Annotated in this window: 21 protein-coding genes; 8 read left to right on the forward strand and 13 right to left on the reverse strand. The window is 64.5% G+C overall.

The features are described 5' to 3' along the window. The 5 genes from ACZK0Z_RS13420 (at position 1) to ACZK0Z_RS13440 (ending at position 3,108) form a co-directional block, all read left to right on the forward strand. Positions 1 to 459 carry an SRPBCC domain-containing protein gene (locus ACZK0Z_RS13420; protein WP_197632286.1) on the forward strand — a complete coding sequence of 153 codons (459 nt, stop codon included), beginning with the start codon at positions 1 to 3 and terminating at the stop codon, positions 457 to 459. Between the two features lie 134 nt (positions 460 to 593). Further along, positions 594 to 1,013: a helix-turn-helix domain-containing protein gene (locus ACZK0Z_RS13425; RefSeq protein ID WP_134958261.1), complete on the forward strand. Its 420-nt coding sequence runs from the start codon at positions 594 to 596 to the stop codon at positions 1,011 to 1,013. After that, positions 1,010 to 1,876 (forward strand): alpha/beta fold hydrolase, encoded by an 867-nt coding sequence (locus ACZK0Z_RS13430; protein WP_197632287.1) that lies wholly within the window; start codon positions 1,010 to 1,012, stop codon positions 1,874 to 1,876. Before ACZK0Z_RS13425 ends, ACZK0Z_RS13430 begins: the two co-directional genes overlap by 4 nt. After that, positions 1,869 to 2,246 carry a DUF4180 domain-containing protein gene (locus tag ACZK0Z_RS13435; protein WP_100443603.1) on the forward strand — a complete coding sequence of 126 codons (378 nt, stop codon included), beginning with the start codon at positions 1,869 to 1,871 and terminating at the stop codon, positions 2,244 to 2,246. The genes ACZK0Z_RS13430 and ACZK0Z_RS13435 overlap by 8 nt, the downstream gene beginning before the upstream one ends. A 97-nt stretch (positions 2,247 to 2,343) precedes the next feature. Next, a complete protein-coding gene (locus tag ACZK0Z_RS13440) occupies positions 2,344 to 3,108 on the forward strand; it encodes a COG4705 family protein (protein WP_197619534.1) in 765 nt (254 codons plus the stop codon). Here the strand turns inward: ACZK0Z_RS13440 and ACZK0Z_RS13445 are convergent. Both ACZK0Z_RS13445 and ACZK0Z_RS13450 read right to left on the reverse strand, forming a co-directional pair. Continuing rightward, the gene (locus ACZK0Z_RS13445) at positions 3,105 to 3,887 is read right to left on the reverse strand and encodes a 3-hydroxybutyrate dehydrogenase (RefSeq protein WP_049427994.1); all 783 of its coding nucleotides are present in this window, start codon (positions 3,885 to 3,887) and stop codon (positions 3,105 to 3,107) included. The genes ACZK0Z_RS13440 and ACZK0Z_RS13445 overlap by 4 nt on opposite strands. A gap of 61 nt (positions 3,888 to 3,948) precedes the next feature. Continuing rightward, positions 3,949 to 4,428: an SEL1-like repeat protein gene (locus ACZK0Z_RS13450; RefSeq protein WP_197632288.1), complete on the reverse strand. Its 480-nt coding sequence runs from the start codon at positions 4,426 to 4,428 to the stop codon at positions 3,949 to 3,951. Positions 4,429 to 4,594: 166 nt separating this feature from the next. On the opposite strand from ACZK0Z_RS13450, the gene ACZK0Z_RS13455 reads away from it, so the two are divergent. Further along, positions 4,595 to 5,971, forward strand: coding sequence for a M1 aminopeptidase family protein (locus ACZK0Z_RS13455; protein WP_197632289.1), 1,377 nt, complete (start codon positions 4,595 to 4,597; stop codon positions 5,969 to 5,971). A gap of 126 nt (positions 5,972 to 6,097) precedes the next feature. Here ACZK0Z_RS13455 and ACZK0Z_RS13460 read toward each other — a convergent pair whose 3' ends face one another. The 3 genes from ACZK0Z_RS13460 to ACZK0Z_RS13470 all read right to left on the reverse strand — a co-directional run bounded on the left by ACZK0Z_RS13460 (position 6,098) and on the right by ACZK0Z_RS13470 (position 8,326). Beyond that, on the reverse strand, positions 6,098 to 6,577 hold the full coding sequence (locus ACZK0Z_RS13460) for a hypothetical protein (protein WP_336339769.1): 480 nt from the start codon (positions 6,575 to 6,577) through the stop codon (positions 6,098 to 6,100). Positions 6,578 to 6,656: 79 nt separating this feature from the next. Further along, the gene (locus ACZK0Z_RS13465) at positions 6,657 to 7,388 is read right to left on the reverse strand and encodes a hypothetical protein (RefSeq protein ID WP_197632290.1); all 732 of its coding nucleotides are present in this window, start codon (positions 7,386 to 7,388) and stop codon (positions 6,657 to 6,659) included. A gap of 98 nt (positions 7,389 to 7,486) precedes the next feature. After that, positions 7,487 to 8,326, reverse strand: coding sequence for a type 1 glutamine amidotransferase domain-containing protein (locus tag ACZK0Z_RS13470; RefSeq protein ID WP_197632291.1), 840 nt, complete (start codon positions 8,324 to 8,326; stop codon positions 7,487 to 7,489). Positions 8,327 to 8,423: 97 nt separating this feature from the next. On the opposite strand from ACZK0Z_RS13470, the gene ACZK0Z_RS13475 reads away from it, so the two are divergent. Both ACZK0Z_RS13475 and ACZK0Z_RS13480 read left to right on the forward strand, forming a co-directional pair. After that, positions 8,424 to 9,341 (forward strand): LysR family transcriptional regulator, encoded by a 918-nt coding sequence (locus ACZK0Z_RS13475; RefSeq protein WP_197632292.1) that lies wholly within the window; start codon positions 8,424 to 8,426, stop codon positions 9,339 to 9,341. Positions 9,342 to 9,885: 544 nt separating this feature from the next. Then, a complete protein-coding gene (locus ACZK0Z_RS13480; protein ID WP_053498424.1) occupies positions 9,886 to 10,242 on the forward strand; it encodes a hypothetical protein in 357 nt (118 codons plus the stop codon). Positions 10,243 to 10,376: 134 nt separating this feature from the next. Here the strand turns inward: ACZK0Z_RS13480 and ACZK0Z_RS13485 are convergent, their stop codons facing one another. From ACZK0Z_RS13485 to moeB, 8 genes are all read right to left on the reverse strand, one after another. Continuing rightward, positions 10,377 to 11,414, reverse strand: coding sequence for a DUF4238 domain-containing protein (locus ACZK0Z_RS13485; protein ID WP_080375081.1), 1,038 nt, complete (start codon positions 11,412 to 11,414; stop codon positions 10,377 to 10,379). A gap of 382 nt (positions 11,415 to 11,796) precedes the next feature. Further along, complete coding sequence (locus ACZK0Z_RS13490) at positions 11,797 to 12,063, reverse strand: hypothetical protein (RefSeq protein WP_197632293.1); 267 nt, start codon at positions 12,061 to 12,063, stop codon at positions 11,797 to 11,799. Positions 12,064 to 13,234: 1,171 nt separating this feature from the next. Beyond that, positions 13,235 to 14,800 (reverse strand): glutamine-hydrolyzing GMP synthase, encoded by a 1,566-nt coding sequence (gene guaA / locus ACZK0Z_RS13495; protein WP_197632294.1) that lies wholly within the window; start codon positions 14,798 to 14,800, stop codon positions 13,235 to 13,237. Continuing rightward, positions 14,797 to 15,273 carry a hypothetical protein gene (locus tag ACZK0Z_RS13500; RefSeq protein ID WP_197632302.1) on the reverse strand — a complete coding sequence of 159 codons (477 nt, stop codon included), beginning with the start codon at positions 15,271 to 15,273 and terminating at the stop codon, positions 14,797 to 14,799. Before ACZK0Z_RS13500 ends, guaA begins: the two co-directional genes overlap by 4 nt. A gap of 107 nt (positions 15,274 to 15,380) precedes the next feature. Beyond that, positions 15,381 to 16,838, reverse strand: coding sequence for an IMP dehydrogenase (guaB, locus tag ACZK0Z_RS13505; protein ID WP_197632295.1), 1,458 nt, complete (start codon positions 16,836 to 16,838; stop codon positions 15,381 to 15,383). A 262-nt stretch (positions 16,839 to 17,100) separates the two neighbouring features. Further along, complete coding sequence (gene folD, locus ACZK0Z_RS13510) at positions 17,101 to 17,979, reverse strand: bifunctional methylenetetrahydrofolate dehydrogenase/methenyltetrahydrofolate cyclohydrolase FolD (RefSeq protein ID WP_049402332.1); 879 nt, start codon at positions 17,977 to 17,979, stop codon at positions 17,101 to 17,103. 605 nt (positions 17,980 to 18,584) lie between these two features. Further along, a complete protein-coding gene (locus ACZK0Z_RS13515) occupies positions 18,585 to 20,417 on the reverse strand; it encodes a monovalent cation:proton antiporter-2 (CPA2) family protein (protein WP_197632296.1) in 1,833 nt (610 codons plus the stop codon). 351 nt (positions 20,418 to 20,768) lie between these two features. Next, positions 20,769 to 21,905 (reverse strand): molybdopterin-synthase adenylyltransferase MoeB, encoded by a 1,137-nt coding sequence (gene moeB / locus ACZK0Z_RS13520; protein WP_049427444.1) that lies wholly within the window; start codon positions 21,903 to 21,905, stop codon positions 20,769 to 20,771. Positions 21,906 to 22,079 lie beyond the last annotated feature (174 nt).

Genomic DNA, 22,079 nt, shown 5'->3' on the forward strand with positions numbered 1-22,079 from the left:
ATGTCCGCAGAGTCCACCCGCTTCATCCACGTGATCTACATCGCCTCCACCCCACAGAAGGTGTTCGAGGCCATCACCCGCCCCGAGATCGCCAGCCGCTACTGGGGCCATGAAAACGTCTCGGACTGGAAGCCCGGCTCGCGCTGGCAGCATGTGCGTGCCAACGAAACGCGCTCGGTCGAGCTGGTCGGCGAGGTGGTGGAAAGCACCCCGCCCTCGCGGCTGATCATCACCTGGGCCGCCGCCTCGCAGGCCGACAACCCGGACGCCTACAGCCGGGTGACCTTCGAGATCGTGCCCTACCAGGACATGGTGCGGCTGACGGTTACCCATGAGGAGCTGGAACCGGGCAGCGGCATGGATACCGGCATCCGCCAGGGCTGGCCGATCGTGCTGTCCAGCCTGAAGTCGCTGCTGGAGACGGGCAAGGGGCTGGATGTGTTCGCCAAGCCAGCGTAGCTGTCGGGATGATTTGCCCGCGCGAGCGGCACCGGGCAGATGGCCCCCTGTTGCCGCCGCCGCGCAACCCCCAATCGCTCCCGAAAATTGCATTTCATGGAACAATAGGGAGCACATGGTTCTCGAGTTCCGTTATGTCCCCCGCGTTGCTAACCGTCGATCAGGCTGCCCAGCAGCTCAGCCTGCACCCCAAAACCGTCCTGCGGCATATCCGTAGCGGCCAACTGCGCGCGACCCGCATCGGCAAGTCCTATCGCATCACCGCTGAAGACCTCGACGTGTTCACCGGCACCGTGCGTGAGCCCTCCGCTGCGCGCCCACAGCTGACCACAGTGGTGGATATTCCCGGATGCGGTGCGGCACGTGCCGCCGACCTGGTCCGTGCCCTGCATGCGCGCGTCACCGGCCGCGAGGCCAACGATGAGCCGCTGCGCATGGAGACGATCTATTCGCCTGAGCACGATGTGCTCAAGCTGATCGTGATCGGTGGCCTGGCAGGTTCCACGGCGCTGCTGGTCAGCCTGCAGCGTCTGCTGCAGGACCGCAGCGCATGAAGCGGCAGCGCCCCGGCATTCCCACGCAGCACGTACTTGCCGCCTACCGCCAGGTGCTTTCGGACTGGCCGGGACCCCACGAATCGCACCATCTCGCCACCCGTGCCGGTTCCACATTTGTGGTCAGCTGCGGCCCGGAACACGGCCCTGCCCTGGTGCTGCTGCATGGCACCCTCAGCAATGCCGCCAGCTGGATGTTCGATGCCGAACGTTGGAGCGAGCACTACCGCGTGCATGCCGTCGACATCATTGGCGAACCGGGCCTCAGCGAAGGCACGCAACCTGCGCTGGACAGCGATGCGCATGCGCAATGGCTGGATGATGTCCTCGACGCACTCGGCGTGGAAAGCGCAGCATTCGTGGGCCTGTCGTTCGGCGGCTTCCTGGCACTGGACTACGCGCTGCGAAGGCCTGCCCGGGTCAACGCACTGGTCCTGGTCAGCCCCTCGGGTATCGGGCGCCAGCGTGCATTCCTGCTCAAGGCGCTGCCACTGTTGCTGCTTGGCCGATGGGGACGCGAGCGCCTTCGCCGTGCTGTCATGGGTCCCGCGCCACTGCATGCACCTGCACGTGCGCAGCCGCTGCTCGACCTGCTGGCATTGATCCGTGCCGAGGTTCGGCCACGTCCGCTGCGCATCCCCCGCATCAGCGACGAGCGCCTGGCTACCTTGCATCCGCCGGCAGCCCTTGTCATGGGCGCGCGTGATGCCCTCATCGACACCCCTGCCGCCGCCGAACGCATGAAACGGCTCGTCCCGACGGCGGACGTCACCCTGCTCGCAGACGCCTATCACTACATCCCCGGCCTGCGCGAAGACATCCTCGCCCGGCTGCGTCAACTGCAGAACCTCCAGCATGAATGATTCCATTGAACACATCGGCACCACCCGCCTCCTGCGCATCGAGCCGCAGGGCCCCGCACTCGATGCCAACGGCCTGCGCGATCTGGTCGGCGACGCCCTTGGGCATCAGGCCGAGTGGATTGCCGTGCCGGTGCAGCGCCTTTCGGCAGACTTCTTCGAGCTGCGCTCCGGCACGGCCGGGCAATGGCTGCAGATGCTGGTGAACTACCGCCTGCGCTTCGCCGTGCTGGGCGATGTCAGCGGCTACCGCGCACAGAGTGAATCGCTGGACGCGTGGATCACCGAATGCAACCGTGGTCGCGATGGCTGCTTCGTGGCCGATTGGGATGCTCTGCTGGCTCGCCTTTCGGCCCCCGCCAGCGCGGGCTGAACGCCAACCCCACGCTCACCCTCACCGAACCCGGTTCCGACTGCACTCCGACGGCGCCCGCCACAGCATCGCCGGCAGGCTCCCCAGGCGACGTTCGATGAGTGCTTCAGACGCAGATTCCCTGCACAGCAAAGTGGCGGCGGTCACCCTTGGCTTCTGGGTGATGAAGATTGCCGCCACCACCCTCGGCGAGACTGCGGGCGATCTGCTGTCGATGACGCTCAACCTGGGCTACGTGACCAGCTCGGCCATCCTGCTGACGATCTTTGCCGGCCTGCTGGGCATGCAGTTGTCGGCACGGCGCTTCCATCCTGTGCTGTTCTGGTCGGTGGTGCTGGCGACCAGCACCGCTGGAACCACCATCTCCGACCTGCTAGACCGCACGCTTGGCCTGGGCTACGCCACCGGCGCCAGCCTGCTGGCCGGCTGCCTGGCGCTGGTGTTGCTGGCCTGGCGCATGTCGGAGAAGTCGATCTCGGTCAGCAACATCGCATCGCGCCGCGCCGAAGGCTTCTACTGGACCGCCGTGCTGTTCTCCAACACGCTCGGCACAGCGCTGGGCGACTTCCTGGCCGACGATTCCGGGCTGGGCTTCACTGGCGGCGCACTGCTGATCGGCAGCCTCATCGCGCTCACCGCGCTGGCCAGCCGCATCAAGGTCATCAACCGGGTCATCCTGTTCTGGATCGCCTTCGTACTCACCCGCCCGTTCGGCGCCACCTTCGGCGACCTGCTCACCAAGCCGCTGGAAAAGGGCGGCCTGGGCTTCGGCACGGTCGGCTCGTCGCTGGTGCTGTTCACCATTCTCGCCACGTTGGTGGCGCTGCCGATGCTGCAGCGCAAGCCGCAGCCAGCCAACTAGCGCGCCGTCCAGCCCCCATCCACCGGCAGCGCCGTGCCGGTGATCTGCGCTGCGGCGTCCGAGGCCAGGAACACCACCATCTCGCCCAGCTGATCGGGCGTCACGAACTGCAACGACGGCTGCTTTTCAGCCAGCAGCGCACGCGCGGCGGTTTCCTGATCCGTGCCTTCGTGCTCGGCCAACGCGGTGATCTGCTGCTCGACCAGCGCCGTTCGCACCCAGCCCGGGCAGATGGCATTGGCGGTAATGCCGGTGCCCGCATTCTCCAGCGCGGTCACCTTGGTAAACCCCACCACGCCATGCTTGGCCGCCACATAGGCCGACTTGTTCACCGAGCCCACCAACCCGTGCACCGACGCGATGTTGATGATGCGGCCGGCGCCCTGCTGCTTCATGTGCGGCAAGGCCGCCGCCGTTGCATGGAACACCGCCGACAGGTTCAGCGCCAGGATCGCATCCCATTTCTCGACCGGGAATTCCTCGATCGACGCGGTGTACTGGATGCCCGCGTTGTTCACCAGGATGTCGATGCGGCCCATCTTCGCAACGGCGTGGTCGATCAGTCCGCGCACCGCCTCGCCGCGCGACAGGTCGGCGCCGTCATGCGCCACTCGCACACCGAACTCAGCTTCCAACCGCGAACGAATGCGCTCGATCTCCGCCGCATCGCCGAAGCCATTCAGCACGATGTCCGCGCCCTGCCGCGCCAGCGCGGTGGCAATGCCAAGACCGATACCGCTGGTGGAGCCGGTGACCACCGCAACCTTTCCATTGAACATGGGTGAGCTTCCATCGGGCATAGGCAGCCAGTGTAGCGTCACCGACCGCCGCACCCACTTCCTACGCGTCCACATCCAATGAATGCGCCAACAGGAACTCCCGGGCGTACTCATTCCCACCCTGCGCCGAAGCGCGGATCAGGGACACCGCACGTGGCACGTCGCTGGCGACTCCCTTGCCATGGAACAGCGCCAGGCCAAACTCGTACATGGCCGACGGATAGCCGGCCTCCGATGCGCGCTCAAAATGCGCGGCCGCCCGCATGACATCCTGCTCGACGCGGTCACCCGTCAACAGACACAGCCCTACCGCATGGATTGCCGGAATATAGCCCTTCTCTGCGGCTCGCTTGAGGGTCGCAAAGCTGTCAGCCTCGGCATGTGCGTCATCCTCCCCCACAGGCATCGAAGAAGAGAGGAACAACGCTTCGGCACAGCCGCTTGCAAGCTGCGGAGCCAACAGCCGCCGCGCCTCGGTAATGTCGCCACGGTCGAGCACCGCATCGAAGTCAGTCGTGAGCTGGGTTGGCATGTTCGTCATGGCGCAGGCTTCCTTCCTGTTTGCGGGCATCCGTTCGCCCGGCTGACAGTATGCCTGCACCAGGCCAGGGCATTGCGCCAGCCCCACAAGACCGGGTGACCAGAAGGCTCTCCGCGTCCATCGATGTTGGCCCTATAGTCAACGCCATCCACCCAAGGATGGCCCGATGAACCCCTGCAACGCCCTACTGCCTGCCGCCCTGATCGCGCTGCTCGCTCCCGCTACCAGCGTGGCCGCACCGGCCGCACAACCGGCCACACCGCTCACCACCGGCAGCGTGCGGCTGGATATTGCCAGCGGCCGTGTCGAGGGCGATGTCTGCATGTCCAACCTCCCAGCCGAATCAAGGGGCGCGTTCGTACTCAACGCCGGTCTGAACGTCGCGCGGGTCTCCGACGGTGACGGCAAGCCGGTAGGGTTCGATGGCTGGTACGACCCGGGTGTGGATGGCGAAGCGCGTGTCTATACCCTGGCAGAGCCCGCCGCCGCGCTCTGCGTGCAGTATGTGGGCGCGTTCCCGCTGTACCCGAAGCACGATGCCCTGGGCGACTTCAAGGGCATGATGGCCTTCAACGGCGACAGCGCCCGCTTCACCGAGCAGTCCGCATGGCTGCCGCAGGCGTTCGATCCCAAGGCGCGCGTGCGCAGCAGCGAGAGCCGCTACGACCTGCAGGTGGACTGCGCCGGCTGCCGCTTCCTGTATCTCAACGGCAGCCCGGCCATCGAAGGCGCGCAGGGGCGATTCCGCAGCGACAACGCGCGGCCGATCCTGCTGTTCGGCGGCAGCGGCCCGATCACCCGCACTGCGCAGGTCACCATCCTCAACGAGACCCTGCCCACGGCCAAGGTCGATGCACTGTCCAGCACGGTGCAGAAGGTTGCCGACGTGCACAGCCGCTACATGGGCGCGCCGCTGGCCGACCGCCCCACCTTCCTGCGCATGGTCACGCTCAACCAGATCGAGCGCGACCGCGAAGGCAGCGAATGGGGCTTTGCCACCTGGCCGACCATCGCCATGAGCGGCAGCATCGGCAATGTGGCCGACTCGCTGCTGGCCGGGGGCGAGCAGGCCGAGCGGCGCGTGCAGTACATCGCACACGAAATGGGCCATTACTATTTCGGCACACTGAACCGTCCGCAGGGGCCGTATTTCTGGGTGCTGCTGGAGTCCAGCGCCGAGTTCCTGTCGATCAGGGCGCTGCGTGAGATCAGTGGCGATGCCGCGGCCGATCGCTATATTGCGCGACTGCAATCGGCCATCGACACGCAGGACAAGCCGCTGCCAGCATTCGATGCCATCGACAGCAGCTCGGACCTGGGTGAGATGTATCTCTACGTCTATGGCCCGTTGCTGCTGCTCTCGCTGGAAAAGCAGGTGGGCGAAGCGAAGATGCAGGCCTTCATGCGCGGGCTGCTGGCCGCGCCGTCGCCGAGGAACTGGGCCGAGCTGCAGACCATCGCACTGAAGGCCGGCATCGACGCCAAGGCCTGGGAGCGTTGGCGGGCCAGCTGTGTGGCAGGTGGCACACCGAGGTGCCGGTAGATTCACGCCACGCGTGGATTCACTCCCTCAACGCCCGCACAACTGAATCGCCCAGCACCGTGTCCAAGGCAACTCGCCCCCTGGCCCCTCCATTTGCCAATCAGCGCCGCTGATGTCCCCGCGCAATCAGAAGAACAGACCCGCCTGATCCAAAGTCGCCAATGGATTGGCCTTCCGCACCGCCTCCAGGAACAGCAGGAAATCGCGATTGAACAGCGTCAGGTTGTTGGTGAACGTCACGCATTTTCTGCCCGATGCTTTGCTGAAGCACACCTGCCACACATAGCGCCCGTAGATCTTGTCGGAGGTGCGAGTGACTGAGGTGATCTGCGAAAGCGGAACCGCCGTAGGCACCGGGCCACGCCGTAGGTAAAAGGACGCCGCATCAAAGAAGTAGTGCTCCCGATCCTCTTTCCCATCCACCATCACCAAGGTCATGGATGTACCGGAGATCCGGCGAGGGGCATGCAAACGCAGCCCCGACTTCACGGACGAGCGAGCAGTTGCTGCCATTCGCCGAAGTGTGAACCAGAGGATCACCAACGGAAGTGCCGCAAGGACAATGAAACCTACGGTCTTCAAAACAGTTTCCAGCGTGCTGGGCACACAGATCTCCAGGATGAATTTTCAGGCGATACCCAAGTAGATCCACGCCACGCGTGGATGCTCTGGCTTCAACACCCCATCACTTCCAATGATCCGGCCCCAGGAACGGCAGGCTCAACACAAACACCGGCACCGCCACAGGGATCAACGCCGCGCCGAGCACCTTGCCAGCCGCCGAACCCACACCCGGCTTGTCCTCCCTCTCCGGCAGGATCCGCTGCGCCCGCGCACTGATCGGCTGTGCCAGCTTCCCCTTCTCCGCCAGCGCCGCAGCATCGGGCAACTTCACCCGCTCGCCGTCGCCCTCGAACAGCGCGCTGTAATAGCTGCCACCCTTCTTGGAAAGATTGCAGGCACGGTCAAACGCCAACGCGTAGCGGCTCCGGTCCTGCGGCAGGTAGTAGCGCGCACGCTCATCCACATACTTCGCCTCGCGCGGGAGCACTTCAATCCGCTCCAGCTTGAACTGCGCGGCCTGTTCCGGCGTCACCTGCTCCGGCCGCAGCAGCAGCGCATAGCTGCCGTGCACCTTGGCCTTGTTGGCTGGGTCGCGCCAGTCCTCATGGAAGTACATCTGCGCGCAGGCCACTGCCTCGCGCAGCGGGCTGTCCATCAGCGCGCGGTACTCGCGGAACGGCGCGGCATTGAAGCGCATCGGCTCGTCATAGCGCGGCAACAGGTACAGCTGGCCGTCGTCGGCCACGAATGCGCCGGTGATCTCGCGGCTTGAGGCGTGTTCCTCCGGGCCACTGGCACAGCCGGACAGCAAGCCAAGGCACAGGGCGGAGAGAATGAAAAAAGACGTTCGCATGTCGTGTTCGAGGGCTTCCCTGGGAAAACGGCCCCGCCCGGAAGAACGAGGCCAGCCCACCATGGTGCCACGGCACCGCATGCGATGCTGAATCCGCCCTACTTCAACCGCTCCACCAACCGCTGCCCCACCTCCAGCGCCGAAGCCGGGTTCTGCCCGGTAATCAGCTCGCGGTCCACCACCACATGCCCGGTCCACGGCGTCGCATTGCTGCTGAACCGCGCCCCCGCCCGCTGCAACGCGGTCTGCGGGTAGAACTTCATCTCACCGCCGCCCAGCAGGGGTTCGGCCTGCTCCTCCTCCTGGTTGCTGATCACCGTCATCTGGTAGCCGCTGTAGATCCACTTCGGCGTGGCCGGCATCGCACCGGCCTCCAGCTTTGCCACGAAACCCGCAGCATCCGGCAACGTGGACAGCAGCGCGATCGGCCCATGGCAGACCAGCGCCGTGGTCTTGTTGCGCTGGTGGAAGTCGGCCAGCAACCGGCCCAGCGCCGGGTTCTTCAGCAGGTCCTGCATCGGCGCGTGGCCACCGGGAATGTAGACCGCATCGAAACGCACGTAGCCCTGTTGCTCGATGCGCGCCAGGCTGACCACCGGCGAAGCCGTCGGCGAGGTCAGCGCCAGTTTCTCCAGCAGGTCCTTGTGCAGTTTCAGCTGTGCGGCATCGTTGCCGAAGTACGCCGGCGTCACCGAGGACGCATCCACCGTCGGCGCCCGCCCCTGCGGCGTGGCGAAGGTCACCACGTGGCCGGCGTCCAGCAGCAGCTTGACCGGCTGCATCAACTCGTTGAGATAGAAGCCGGTGGACAGCACCTTGCCGTCCTTCAGGTCCAGGTGGTTTTCGTCGGACAGCACCACCAGCACGTTGGCGGCCTGCGCGCCGGTGGCGGCCAGGGTCAGGGCCAGCGCTGTGGCCAACCGGGTCATCAGGTTCATGGGGTAGCTCCTATCGGGGAATGGCGGCCACTTTATTCATCGCCCCAGCGGCGATAAATTGGCCCCATCGCAAAACATCTGTTCCCCGGAGAGCCAAATGAGCCGCAAGTTCGACTACCTGGGCGATGTGGAGGTGTTCCTGGCGGTGGTCGAGCACGGCTCGTTCACGTCCGGCGCGGTGGCGCTGTCCACCACGCCCTCGGTGCTGAGCCGCGCCGTCACCCGCCTGGAAGCGCGGCTGGGCCGCCAGCTGCTGCAGCGGACCACCCGCCGCGTGGGCCTGACCGACGCCGGGCGGCTCTATCTGGAACAGGTGCGCACCGCCTTCGGCCTGCTGGACGACGCCGAGCGCGACGTACTGGCCCAGGACGGTGCGCTGGCCGGCCGCGTGCGCCTGAGCGTGCCCACCACCTATGGCCACTACCGGCTGCCGCCCGTGCTGGCGCGCTTTGCGCAGCAGTACCCGCAGGTGCAGGTGGAACTGAACATCACCAACCGCAACGTGGACCTGGTGGCCGAAGGCTTCGACCTGGCCATCCGCCTGGGCCAGCTGCCGGACAGCGGGCTGGTGGGGCGAAAGCTGGAAGACGCGCCGCTGCTGCTGGTGGCCGCGCCGGACTATCTGCAGCGCCACGGCACGCCGCAGACCCTGGACGACCTGCAGCAGCACCTGTGCCTGCCGTTTGTGATGCCGCGTACGGGACGGCTGGCGCCGTGGGTGTTCCGCGATGGCGGGCGCGACGTGGACTGGCTGCCGCGCTCGTCCATCGAAACCTCCGACGACGTGCTTGGCGTGGTGTCGCTGGCCGAACAGGGCATCGGCATCTGCCAGAGCTATGCGTTCATCGTGCGCGAGCGGTTGATGCGTGGGCAGCTGGTGGAAGTGCTGCCGCAGCTGCGGGGAAGATCGCGGCCGTTCTCGGTGATCTATGCGCCGCATCGGCGGCAGTCGGCGGCGGCGCGGGCGATGATTGAGTTGTTGGTGGGGAATGCGGCTGAGGATGGGGTGGGTTGAGGCTGCGAGGCTCGCTGGCGTTGTCGGGTTTGAACCGCTTTTCAGGGTATGCGGCTGATCGCGCGCCGTTGCCTGGCGAGGCTGACTAAGAACTGTTGCAAAGCAGGCTGTCGCGCTATTCGCTTGTGGCATGGGCGATTGCGCCACTTTTATTCGCCATCAGCAGAGCAGCTGCGCGAATGCGTCTGCTGGCGTCGCGTGCTGCATGAATGGTGCGTGCAACAATAGTTCTTCGCTCTCGGATTCCGCGATTCCTTCGCGAATTTCTATTGGCATTCGAAGCGGCCGCGTAAACACCATGGCGCGCCACCGACAACGGGTGGCAGCGGGCGTCCAAACCCGAGACAGATAGTTGTTTACGCTTGCCCGTCGGCACCGTCCTTAACCGGTGCCGGCGGGCAATCCGTCGGCCTTTATGGCGGGCGGTGCGTGGGGGTCTTCGGACCCGCCGGTTATTGACAACTGTCTGTCCCGGTTTGGAACCCGCACCGTCCGCCACCTCTTCGCGGTGGCGCTGTTAAGCACAGCCACGGAAGCCGACGCCATGAACGAATCCGACACCTTCTCTTCGTACACCGTTGTTGAACCCATCAACGACGACACTCCCCTCCCCGATCTGAACTCCCTTCTCGGCATCCTCAAGCGCATGCGCGGCTGCGAAGGAGCTGATGGGCATCCTTGGCCGGAAACCGATGTGTCGCCCGGCCGCCGCGTGAGTCTTGCCAGGAGCGAGCGCGCGATGGTGGGCGCGCTGACGGTGCTGGAGGTTCTGCATGCAGCGGACCGCTGCCGGGTGGCAGCGGATCCGGAACGGCATTTGGATGAGGGGGTTGTGGATGGGCTATTTCTGGCCTGCCGAGGGTTGGTTGAGTGGGCGTGCCATGAGGTTAGGCCGGAGTGATCATCCTTGGTCACATCGATGCCTGCTGACGAATCTAGCGCCCGCCTCCGCTTAATAGAGGACGTTTAACGCCCTTGTTAAGCCGTGCCACGATTCGGCGTCAGCCTAAATGAAGTGCAAGGACGAGACATGCTTCAGAAGCTCGCGAGTTCTTCTAAGCTAACGATCGGGGTTGCTGCAGCGCCAATTAACTTCTTTAGCTCCTCAATGTGGATCGTTGACTCTTCGAGACTTATGAAGAAGTGGTTGGATAGCATCGCAGATAGTCGATTGACCTGCGCACTACCAGGGAACTCCGCCTCTGGGGTTCGAGCCCCGTGTATAAGCAGGTCTGGGCTGATAGGCAAGAAGATCTGATCAAGGAGGACACGCTTATCAACGTTACCCAAGGCCACGCGGGGCCGTGACTGACTGTCTAAGGCGGCGACCGCGCAATCACCGAGTACAAACGACTCCTCGGTTGTCTCAACCAAGGTGTATGAAAAATCATCAAAAAACGAGCTCCTCTTGTCCAATGCGCTCGTATCAGTAAAGACGCGAGACAAAGCCCCATTCGCAATCGTTGCTGCCTTCGATTCCAGATAGTCGAACAGTTGGTGTGATAGTGCATTGAAATCTTCGAGAATTCGGGGCTTACTACTTTCAAGCTCTCTCTTTATCTGCGGCCTGATGATGGCCCTCATGGCTGCGCGTCTATTTCTGTCAACCATACCGAACTCTTGCAACTGCTTATCTATCTGCGTGTCAATCCAGGCCGCGTCATTTATTTGTTCATCCAGCGCCTCTAGAGCCCAAGCCTGCTCAGCGGCCTTCTTTCTTAAAGTGCTAATCATGGCTGGCGCAAGCTCTTCCATCGCGTTTCGCATCTTGAGCGTGCGAATCGATAACGCGCCGAAAAGCATGGAAATATCACCACTCTCAGGCAATTCTTTGGTGCGCAACACCCGATCCAGAATTCCTCCAAGAATCGACTCGTTTGCTGTGATGTTGTCGTCAGCGCGGGTGTCTTCGATCGTTGAATAAAAGTCACGAATCGCGCCAACTCCCGTAGTGCTTGGGCTGTACCTCGATCGCTGCTCGTGAACATGTACGTAGTAGTTGTTTCTGACAACGCGATGACTAAAGGGGCGCTGCAAGAACTGAGGTAAGTAATGTTGCTTGCGACCGCTCATGTGGTGCGCCTTAGTGCCTGAATCAAGCCGAGCCGTGAAGCGGATTCGGCTTGGATGAATTGCCAGTAATCATTGCCACTGCTAGCGATAGCCTTGAGGCTTGCTTCGTGCGAGGCCGAATTCTCTCGGAATAGAATCCACCCACATCCTTCACGAAAACCATCGGACCCCGAGTCAGTGTGGTGAATGTACCAGCCATCCAATGCAGGTCCTCCACGTCGAGCTAGCGCTGCAAGCGGCTCTATTCCAAATCCCGAGAATAATATGGCGGTTCGATGGGCCTGGAGTTGTGTGTCATGAGGCCAAACATCTGAATTGAGCCGTGCCGCGAAGCGGCATCGGCTTGAATCAATTCTCAGGCAGGAAGCCTCGTTTCACCGAACTACTTCTTCTTAGGTGGAGTCTTCTTCGTAGCTGCTGTCTTGGAAGCGGTCTTCTTAGTGGCTGCTGTCTTAGAAGCGGCCTTCTTCTTGGCCTCGCTTAGCGCAACACGAAGTTCCTTCTTCTCTGCATCCTTCACTTTTCCCTTTGCCTTCTCTGCAGCAAGACCCGCCTTAAGTGCCGCCACCTGGGCCAAGAGTCGATCCTCTCGAGGAGAGTGGTTCTTGCTACCTGGCCTGCGGCCACCTGCGCTCTTCTTCGTTGCCACGAGTTCCCCCTGTTATTGAATCGAAATTATGGGCCATGGGGCCCGATTGTACTGCCGCCCAACTAGCGAATAGCTGGCCTCTGGGTCCGGTTACGCGAACTATCTATAAAGCACCGCCAAGTGGATTTTCCCTTTGGTGCAACTCGATCTTAGAGGGACTGGATCCAACTAACAAGCCATCGCGTAACCGAGTCCAGCGGCGGACACGCCGCCTACTGTAAGCAGAAGCGCAAATTACGCGCAGGGTCCCATCACGCGCTGCGCGCAAAAGCGGTCATTACGGCACCTCAGCCTTTCAGTGTTACCACTTGACGTACCGTTAGCGCAGCCAGATCCGCGCGAGAAACACGCTGGAATGTAAAAATTGCTAGATCAAGAGCTTCCAGAGACTTGATTCTTATGGCACCAGATAACGCTTGTGCGAAGCGCAGTTCAACGAAAGCTGCGCGAGCCATATGCGGCCGATTTGTCCAGACCCTGATCAAACACGTCGCCAGATTGCCCCCCACCTAGTGGGCGACCCACTGCCCGTACCTGTGAGCCACAGCCTTAGTGCCTACCCGGCGCGCTATCGCGGTTCTAGACCGCGGAGAAGGACCTACAGGCGCAGCGACTGGCTTGGAGCCTCCTGCCTGAAGGGCTCTACCACCAATATCTGTATCGATACCGCGGCCACCAAGCCGGGATTCCGGAGCGCATTCAAAGCACGCAGGTGCTTGATCCCATTGGCGGGCGACAGCAGCAATGTGATTGCCGACCAGCATGACCGCAAACCGATATGCCTGGCACAATCAGCGTCTTGGCAGTTCGTTACAAGGCCTCGACTACCAAGGATTCACTCACCTTGCGCGCCCCCCCCCCTAGAACCTTACGGAGCTCTCAAGGTAGTGCCAAGTCACCTAGTACGTCGAAGCGGGGCTTCGTTTTTTTCAGCCTGAAAGCCGTCAATCTGGATTTGATAGAACGCGGTGCTATGAACGTACTCTCTGAGGTGGGTGACGTCCTAGAGCGGCAGACAGGCGATGCGCTCTCGACAGTCGCATTCCAAACCCACGTCACGGGCAATGCAACCTTTTGGCAGAGCAGGTACTCCATTGCCCGCTGGTGCGCCTGATGAACAGCGAACCGCACAAAAAACAAGGGCGCCTTTCGGCGCCCTCATTCTTTCAAATCATTCCCACTCAATAGTAGCCGGCGGCTTCCCCGAGATGTCATAGACAACCCGCGACACCCCCCGCAACTCATTGATGATCCGGTTGCTCACCGTCCCCAGGAACTCATACGGCAGGTGCGCCCAGTGCGCGGTCATGAAGTCGATCGTCTCCACGGCCCTTAGCGCAATCACCCACTCATACGCACGCGCATCACCCACCACGCCCACCGACTTCACCGGCAGGAACACGGCAAACGCCTGGCTGGTCTTGTCGTACAGATCCGCCTTGCGCAGCTCATCAATGAAGATGGCATCGGCCTTGGCCAGCAGTTCGGCGTATTCGCGCTTCACTTCGCCCAGGATGCGCACGCCCAGGCCCGGGCCCGGGAACGGATGGCGGTAGACCATGGTGCGCGGCAGGCCGAGCTCGACGCCCAGGCGGCGCACTTCGTCCTTGAACAGCTCGCGCAGCGGCTCCACCAGGCCCAGCTTCATGTGCTCCGGCAGGCCGCCCACGTTGTGGTGGCTCTTGATCACATGCGCCTTGCCGGTCTTGCTGCCGGCCGACTCGATCACGTCCGGGTAGATGGTGCCCTGCGCCAGCCACTTGGCGTTCTTCAGCTTGTTCGACTCTTCGTCGAAGATCTCAACGAACAGGTTGCCGATGATCTTGCGCTTGGCTTCCGGGTCGCTCACGCCTTCCAGCGCGGTAAAGTAACGGTCGGCGGCATTCACGCGAACGACCTTTACGCCCATGTGCTCGGCGAACATCGCCATCACCTGGTCGCCTTCCTGCCAGCGCAGCAGGCCGGTATCCACGAACACGCAGGTCAGCTTCTCGCCGATGGCCTTGTGCAGCAGTGCGGCCACCACGGACGAATCAACGCCGCCGGACAGGCCCAGGATCACTTCGTCATCGCCCACCTGTTCGCGCACGCGGGCGATCTGGTCGTCGATGATGTTGGCGGCGGTCCACAGGGTCTGGCAGCCGCACACGTCCACCACGAAGCGGCGCAGCAGCGCCTGGCCCTGCAGGGTGTGGGTCACTTCCGGGTGGAACTGCACGCCGTACCAGCGCTTTTCTTCGTTGGCCATGGCGGCCACCGGAATGCGGTCGGTGGTGGCGGTGATGGTGAAGCCCGGCGGTGCAACGGAGACGTGGTCGCCGTGGCTCATCCAGACATTCAGCTTCGGCTCGCCGCCGTGGTCGCTCAGGCCCTTGAACAGTGCATCCGGGTTGATCACGTTCACTTCGGCGTGGCCGAACTCACGCTGGTCCGCCGCTTCGGTGGCACCGCCGAGCTGGGCAGCCAGGGTCTGCATGCCGTAGCAGATGCCGAAGATCGGCAGGCCGCTGTCGAACACTTCCTGCGGCGCGGCCGGGGCGCCCGGCAGCGTGGTCGATTCCGGGCCACCGGACAGGATGATGCCCTTGGCGCCAAACGCGGCAATGTCGGCCGGGTTGTGGTCCCACGCCCAGATTTCGCAGTAGACGCCCAACTCGCGGATGCGGCGGGCGATCAGCTGCGTGTACTGCGCGCCGAAATCGAGGATGAGGATCTTGTCGTTATGGATGTTGGTCATGGTGCCGTTCCAGTGGTGTTTTTCGCAGCGCCCGGCGCTTCAAGGCTCTGCGTCAGCGTGGCGATGAACGCCTCGCGTTGTTGAATATGTGAGGGGTCTTCCTCATCCCAGCGCAGCATCAGCAGGCCGTGCGGTGCGTTGGGGTTGGCGCGGTCAGCGCGCGGCAGCTCGGCGATTTCCTGCACTTCGGTGCCGGGCACGATGCGCCGTTGCAGCGCCGCCATCGAGAAGCCCGACTCCGCAGCGCCCCAGGACGCCCACTGCACGCTCATCCGTGCGGGCTCCAGCGCGCCCAGTACCGGCGTCAGCACCGGATCATCCGGGCCATGCAGCAGCTCGGTAACGCACTGCAGCAAGACCTGCAGCGGGCGCTCGCCAGTGCCTTTCAGCAGCCAGCGCTGCTCGCCAGCGGCCTGCACCTGCCAGCCCTTCGGCAGCGAGAACGCGTTCTGGCACGCCTGCACGTCCTGCAATTGCGAAACCGCCGCGCCCGGAGACCCGGAGCGCGGCGGCGGTTCGGACAACGAACAGCCTGCCATCAGCAGGCTGCCCGTAATCGCAAGAGCAGTTCGCAAGCGCATCAGGCGCGGTAGTTCGGCGGCTCTTTGGTGATGGTCACGTCGTGGACGTGGCTCTCACGCTGGCCGGCGCCGCTGATCTTCACGAACCTGGGCTTGCTGCGCATGTCTTCGATGGTGGCGCAGCCCACGTAGCCCATGGTGGCGCGCAGGCCGCCCATCAGCTGGTGGATGATGCCGCCCACCGGGCCGCGGTACGGCACGCGGCCTTCGATGCCTTCCGGTACCAGCTTGTCGGCGGTGGCGGCGTCCTGGAAGTAGCGGTCCTTCGACCCCTTCTCCATGGCAGCCAGCGAACCCATGCCGCGGTAGCTCTTGTACGAACGGCCTTGGTACAGCTCGGTCTCGCCCGGCGATTCCTCGGTACCGGCCAGCAGGCCGCCGACCATGATGGTCGAGGCACCGGCGGCCAGCGCCTTGCCGATGTCGCCCGAGTAGCGGATGCCACCGTCGGCGATCAGCGGGATGCGGTCCTGCAGCGCTTCGGCCACCAGGTCGATGGCGGTCACCTGCGGCACGCCGACGCCGGCAACGACGCGGGTGGTGCAGATCGAGCCCGGGCCGATGCCGACCTTGACCGCGTCCGCGCCGCTGTCCAGCAGCGCCAATGCGGCTTCGCCGGTGCAGATGTTGCCACCGATGACCTGCACGTTCGGGAAGTTCTTCTTGACCCAGCTGACGCGGTCCAGCACGCCCTGCGAGTGGCCGTGCGCGGTATCGACCACGATCACGTCCACGCCGGCGGCGACCAGCGCTTCCACGCGGCGATCGGTATCGCCACCCACGCCGACGGCAGCGCCGACCAGCAGGCGGGTCGACAGATCCTTGGCAGCGTTCGGGAAGTCGGTGTTCTTCTGGATGTCCTTGACGGTGATCAGGCCACGCAGTTCGAACGAGTCATTGACCACCAGCACCTTTTCGATGCGGTTGCGGTGCAGCAGCTGCAGCACTTCATCAGACGCGGCGCCTTCCTTGACCGTGATCAGGCGATCCTTCTTGGTCATGATGTGGCGGACCGGATCGTCCAGCTCGGTTTCAAAGCGCATGTCGCGATGGGTCACGATGCCGGCCAGCTGGCCGTCGCTGCCCACCACCGGCACGCCGGAGATGTTGTGCGCCTGGGTCAGGGCCAGCACGTCGCGGATGGTGGTTTCCGGGCCGACGGTGATCGGGTCGCGGATGACACCGGCCTCGAACTTCTTGACCTTGGCCACTTCCGCGGCCTGCTGTTCCAGGCTGAGATTCTTGTGGATGATGCCCATGCCGCCGAGCTGGGCCATGGCGATGGCCAGGCGGGCTTCGGTGACGGTATCCATGGCTGCGGACAGGATCGGAAGCTTGAGCTTCAGGTCTCGGGTCAACCGCGTTTCGAGGTTGACGTCCTTGGGCAGGATGGTCGAGTGGGCGGGGACGAGCGAGACGTCGTCGTAAGTGAGTGCTTCAGCCTGGATGCGCAGCATCGGCATACCCGAGATGTGGGGAAGCGCGACATTTTACCCCTTTTCAGGGGCCAAGAACAGCATTTTTGGTAGCCAGAATTGGAACTTCGCGCGACACAGTGTCGCACCCGCTCACCTGTAGAGCCGAGCCCACGCTCGGCTGCTTTCCGCCAGACCGCGATGAGCCGAGCATAGGCTCGGCTCTACAGGGGGCCCGAGGCCCGGCACCACCAAGCGGTGCCGCAGCGTCGCGCGGGGCGGTGATTCATTCAGGCGGGGCGGGTCAGCTCAGCGCTTCCGCCGCTTCCAGGGTGTTCTGCATCAGCGTGGCCACGGTCATCGGGCCGACGCCACCCGGCACCGGGGTGATCCAGCTCGCCCGCTGGGCAGCGGCCTCAAACCCAACATCGCCCACCAGGCGACCGTCATCCAACCGGTTGATGCCCACGTCGATAACCACCGCGCCCGGCTTCACCCACTCGCCCGGCACGATGCCCGGGCGGCCCACCGCCACCACCAGGATGTCGGCGTTGCGCACGGCCTGTTCCAGCACGTCCTTGGGGGTGAACTTGTGGCAGCTGGTCACGGTGCAGCCGGCAATCAGCAGTTCCAGGCCCATCGGGCGGCCGACGTGGTTGCTCACGCCCACGATGGTGGCGTTGCGGCCGCGCACCGGCTGGTCGGTGTGACCCAGCAGCGTAGTGATGCCGCGCGGGGTGCACGGGCGCAGGCCGAACTCGCGCAGGGCCAGGTGGCCGACGTTTTCCGGGTGGAAACCGTCCACGTCCTTGCGCGGGTCGATGCGCTGGATCAGCCGGCGCGCGTCCGGAATGCCCGGCAGCGGCAGCTGGATCAGGATGCCGTTGATCTTCGGATCGGCGTTGAGCTGGTCGATCAGGTCGAGCAGCTCAGCTTCGGTGGTACCGGCCGGCAGATCGTAGTCGTGTGCTTCGATGCCGACCTTCTCGGCCGCGCGGCGCTTGTTGCGCACGTACACGGTCGAGGCCGGGTCGCCACCGACCAGCACCACGGCCAGGCCTGGGCGGCTGCCACCAGCGGCCACGCGGGCGTCGACGCGCACCTTCAGGCTGTCGAGCAGGTCCTCGGCGATACGGCGGCCATCAAGGATGCGGGCAGGATGCTGGGGGGCGGAATCGGTCATCGGGGGCAGGCGTGGGGCGGCGGGGACGCTATTGTCCCCGATTCAGGCCCCCTCGCCCACCGCCACGACGCCGGCCGACCCGCCCCTGTAGAGCCGAGCCTACGCTCGGCTCACGCGCGCAGCGCGGCTTTTTCGCAACCTGACCGAAGAGCAGCCGAGCATGGGCTCGGCTCTACAACCGTCCGCCCCACTCTTGTAGAGCCGAGCCTACGCTCGGCTCAAGCGCGCAGCGCGGCATTTTCGCAACCTGACCGAAGAGCAGCCGAGCATGGGCTCGGCTCTACAGCCGACCGGCCCGCCCTTGTAGAGCCGAGCCTACGCTCGGCTCACGCGCGCAGCGCGGCTTTTTCGCAACCTGACCGAAGAGCAGCCGAGCATGGGCTCGGCTCTACAACCGTCCGCCCCACTCTTGTAGAGCCGAGCCTACGCTCGGCTCAAGCGCGCAGCGCGGCATTTTCGCAACCTGACCGAAGAGCAGCCGAGCACGGGCTCGGCTCTACAGCCGACCGGCCCGCCCTTGTAGAGCCGAGCCTACGCTCGGCTCACGCGCATAGCGCGGCTTTACCGCAACCTGACCGAAGAGCAAGCCGAGCATGGGCTCGGCTCTACTCTTCCTCTTCCGGCACATCCTGCGGGTTCAGCGTTTTGCTTTCCCGCTTCGGCGCGGTGAACGGCGTCGGCGTCGGTACGCCCTGCGGACTGTTGCCGTAGATCATCCGCGCACCTGCATTCAAACCACCACCGGCAATCTCCAGCTCAAAACGCTCGGCATCGCGGCGACGGATCTGCTCGGCAATCTCCACCGCGTCGTCCTCGTCCGCGCCCAGCTCCACCAGCGCGGCCTGGCCGAACAGCACCGCCGATTCAAACGTTTCGCGGATCTGGAAATCGACGCCGGCATGGATCAACCGCAGCGAATGCTCGCGGTCGAACGAGCGCACCATCAGTTTGGCCTGCGGGAACTCGTGCGACACCAGTTCAACGATGCGATCAGCCGCCTCGGCCTTGTCCACGCACACTGCAATCGCGCGCGCAGTGGCGGCGCCGGACGCGTGCAGCACATCCAACCGCGTGCCGTCGCCGTAATAGATCTTGAAACCGAATCGCGCCGCGCTCTGGATCATCTCCACATCGTTGTCGATGATGGTCACGTCCACGTCGCGCGCCAGCAGCGACTGGCTGGCGACCTGGCCGAAGCGGCCAAAGCCGATCAGCAGCACGCTGCCGGACAGGCCATCGGCTTCGTCCACGCCGTCCATGTTCACCGTCGGCTTCGGTGCGATGCGCTTGTAGAGCAGCACCACCAGCGGGGTCAGCGCCATCGACAGCACCACCACGGCGGTGAAGTTGGCATTGATCTCCATGTTGATCACGCCGGCCGATGCCGCGGCGGAGAACAGCACGAAGGCGAACTCGCCGCCCTGTGCCATCAGCACGCCACGGTCCAGCGCCTGTGCGTGGTCGCTGCCCATGATGCGCGCGACCACGTAGATGCACAGCGCCTTGGCCGCCATCAACGCCAGCACCAGGCCGAGGATCAGCTGCCAGTTACCCGCCACCACGCCCAGGTCCAGCGCCATGCCCACGCTGAGGAAGAACAGGCCCAGCAGGATGCCGCGGAACGGCTCGATGTCCGCCTCGATCTGGTGGCGGAAGGTCGATTCGCTCAGCAGCACACCGGCCAGGAACGCGCCCATCGCCATCGACAGGCCGGACAGCTGCATCAGCAGCGCCGCACCCAGCACCACCAGCAACGCGGCGGCGGTCATCACCTCGCGCGCCTTCGATTCGGCCAGCACGCGGAACAACGGGTTGAGCAGGAAGCGGCCGACCAGCACCAGACCGACGATGGCACCGACGCCGATCGCCACCGACAGCCAGCGCGAGCCTTCGCCATCCACGCTGCCCGCGCCCGGTGCCATCCAGGCCACCAGTGCCAGCAACGGCACGATCAGCAGGTCTTCGAATAGCAGGATGGAGACGATCTTCTGCCCCGATGGCAGCGCGATGTCACCGCGCTCGGCCAGCAACTGCATCACCACTGCGGTGGAGGTGAGCACGAAACCGGTGGCGCCGATGAAGGCCACCTGCCACGGCAGGCCGAACAGTTTGGCGATGCTGGTCAGCATCAGCGCACAGGTGACGATCTGCAGCGTACCCAGCCCGAAGATTTCCTTGCGCAGGCTCCACAGGTGCGAGGGCCGCATTTCCAGGCCGATCACGAACAGGAACATCACCACGCCGAGCTCGGCGGTGTGCAGGATGGCCTGCGGGTCGGAGAACCAGCCCAGCCCGAACGGTCCGATCGCCAGGCCAGCAGCAAAGTAGCCCAGTACCGAGCCCAGGCCGGCCCGGCGGAACAGGGGCACCATCACCACCGCCGCGCCCAACAGGGCCACGACCTTGACCAGCTCGCTGGTCGCTGCTTCTACCGCCATGCGGTGTGTTCCCCAAGATCCAGAATCGGGTTCAACAATAGAGCAATGCCGATGACGGCAATAGCACGCATGTTGCGCCGGATTGTCTTGGAGGTGGAACGATGATGGGAGTGACCCCCGACATCATCCCGAAATCGTTGCAAGTCACTGTAGAGCCGAGCCCACGCTCGGCTGCTCTTCGTGCCGAGGCCAGAAGCAGCCGAGCATGGGCTCGGCTCTACAGTAGATCCACGCCATGCGTGGATGACGCACAGCCGCCGCGCCCCGGTAGATCCACGCCATGTGTGGATGACGCACAGCCGCCGCACCCCGGTAGATCCACGCCATGCGTGGATGACTCCCCGGCCAGCCTCACCCGCCCCGGCAGAACGCGGCGTAATCGATATACCCGGGGAACGGCACGCCCGGCGCGCACACCGGGCAGTGCGGGTCCGGCCGGATGCCGGTCTCGCGGAAGCGCATGCCCAGCGCATCGAAGCGCAGCAGCCGGCCAACCAGCGGCTCGCCGATGCCCAGCAACAGCTTCAGCACCTCGGTGGCCTGCAGCACGCCGGCCAACCCAGGCAGCACCCCCAGCACCCCGGCCTCGGAACAGTTCGGCGCGAACTCCGGCGGCGGCGGCTCGGGGAACAGGCAGCGGTAGCACGGCGCCACGCCACGCTGGCGGCCTGCATCAAACACGCTGACCTGGCCGTCGAAGCGCTCGATGGCGGCATACACCAGCGGTTTTGCGTGCTTGATGCAGGCGTCGTTGAGCAGGTAGCGCAGCGGGAAGTTGTCCGAGCCGTCCAGCACCACGTCCACGCCCTCCAGCAGCGCATCCACGTTGTCGGAGGTGACCCGCTCGGGCACCGCTTCGACGTCGATGGACGGGTTCAGCGCCAGCAACCGCTCGCGCGCGGAATCGACCTTGAGCTGGCCGACACTGGCTTCGGTATGCACGATCTGCCGGTGCAGGTTGCTGCGCTCGACGCGGTCGTGGTCGGCGAAACGCAGGTGCCCCACCCCGGCCGCGGCCAGATAGAAGCCGGCCGGTGCGCCCAGTCCGCCCGCACCCAGCACCAGCACGCGCGACTGCTGCAGCCTGCGTTGCCCGGCTTCACCCACCTGCGGCAACAGCAAATGGCGCGAATAGCGGTCAAAGAAATCGCGGTCGGCGGCGCTGGCCAGCGGCTGCACCAGCGGCAGCGACTGCTCGCGCCAGGCCACGGTGCCGCCCGTCACGGAAGCGACGTTGGTGTAGCCCGCCTCCAGCAGGAACTGCGCGGCATCGGCCGAGCGCTTGCCGCTCTGGCAGATCAGCAGGATTTCCTGGTCGTGACGCGGCAGATGCGCGGCCGGATCGGCCTGCAGCTCGCCCTTGGCCACGCCGCGTGCGCCTTCGGCCATGCCACCGGCACGCTCGTGCGCCTCGCGCACATCGATCAGCACGGCGCCATGGGCCAGGCGTTCACGCGCCTGCGTGGGGGAAAGCTCTTGGATGCTCATGGCCGCATTATCGCCCACGTCATGCCAGCCCGCCTCGGCCAGCGCCTGTAGAGCCGAGCCCGCGCTCGGCTGACGCGAGCAGCGCGGCGGTGGCACTACGCGAACAGCAGCCGAGCATGGGCTCGGCTCTACAGGGTTACCCCCGGCAACGAAAAAGGCGGCCCTGCGGCCGCC

The organism is Stenotrophomonas sp. 116085_Sma, from assembly GCF_056479585.1.

Excerpts from the sequence above, each read along its gene's own strand:
- ACZK0Z_RS13420 (WP_197632286.1), top strand. The coding sequence starts at position 1 with ATGTCCGCAGAGTCCACCCGCTTCATCCACGTGATCTACATCGCCTCC.
- ACZK0Z_RS13425 (WP_134958261.1), top strand. The coding sequence starts at position 594 with ATGTCCCCCGCGTTGCTAACCGTCGATCAGGCTGCCCAGCAGCTCAGC.
- ACZK0Z_RS13430 (WP_197632287.1), top strand. The coding sequence starts at position 1,010 with ATGAAGCGGCAGCGCCCCGGCATTCCCACGCAGCACGTACTTGCCGCC.
- ACZK0Z_RS13435 (WP_100443603.1), top strand. The coding sequence starts at position 1,869 with ATGAATGATTCCATTGAACACATCGGCACCACCCGCCTCCTGCGCATC.
- ACZK0Z_RS13440 (WP_197619534.1), top strand. The coding sequence starts at position 2,344 with ATGAGTGCTTCAGACGCAGATTCCCTGCACAGCAAAGTGGCGGCGGTC.
- ACZK0Z_RS13445 (WP_049427994.1), bottom strand. The coding sequence starts at position 3,887 with ATGTTCAATGGAAAGGTTGCGGTGGTCACCGGCTCCACCAGCGGTATC.
- ACZK0Z_RS13450 (WP_197632288.1), bottom strand. The coding sequence starts at position 4,428 with ATGACGAACATGCCAACCCAGCTCACGACTGACTTCGATGCGGTGCTC.
- ACZK0Z_RS13455 (WP_197632289.1), top strand. The coding sequence starts at position 4,595 with ATGAACCCCTGCAACGCCCTACTGCCTGCCGCCCTGATCGCGCTGCTC.
- ACZK0Z_RS13465 (WP_197632290.1), bottom strand. The coding sequence starts at position 7,388 with ATGCGAACGTCTTTTTTCATTCTCTCCGCCCTGTGCCTTGGCTTGCTG.
- ACZK0Z_RS13470 (WP_197632291.1), bottom strand. The coding sequence starts at position 8,326 with ATGAACCTGATGACCCGGTTGGCCACAGCGCTGGCCCTGACCCTGGCC.
- ACZK0Z_RS13475 (WP_197632292.1), top strand. The coding sequence starts at position 8,424 with ATGAGCCGCAAGTTCGACTACCTGGGCGATGTGGAGGTGTTCCTGGCG.
- ACZK0Z_RS13480 (WP_053498424.1), top strand. The coding sequence starts at position 9,886 with ATGAACGAATCCGACACCTTCTCTTCGTACACCGTTGTTGAACCCATC.
- ACZK0Z_RS13485 (WP_080375081.1), bottom strand. The coding sequence starts at position 11,414 with ATGAGCGGTCGCAAGCAACATTACTTACCTCAGTTCTTGCAGCGCCCC.
- guaA (WP_197632294.1), bottom strand. The coding sequence starts at position 14,800 with ATGACCAACATCCATAACGACAAGATCCTCATCCTCGATTTCGGCGCG.
- guaB (WP_197632295.1), bottom strand. The coding sequence starts at position 16,838 with ATGCTGCGCATCCAGGCTGAAGCACTCACTTACGACGACGTCTCGCTC.
- folD (WP_049402332.1), bottom strand. The coding sequence starts at position 17,979 with ATGACCGATTCCGCCCCCCAGCATCCTGCCCGCATCCTTGATGGCCGC.
- ACZK0Z_RS13515 (WP_197632296.1), bottom strand. The coding sequence starts at position 20,417 with ATGGCGGTAGAAGCAGCGACCAGCGAGCTGGTCAAGGTCGTGGCCCTG.
- moeB (WP_049427444.1), bottom strand. The coding sequence starts at position 21,905 with ATGAGCATCCAAGAGCTTTCCCCCACGCAGGCGCGTGAACGCCTGGCC.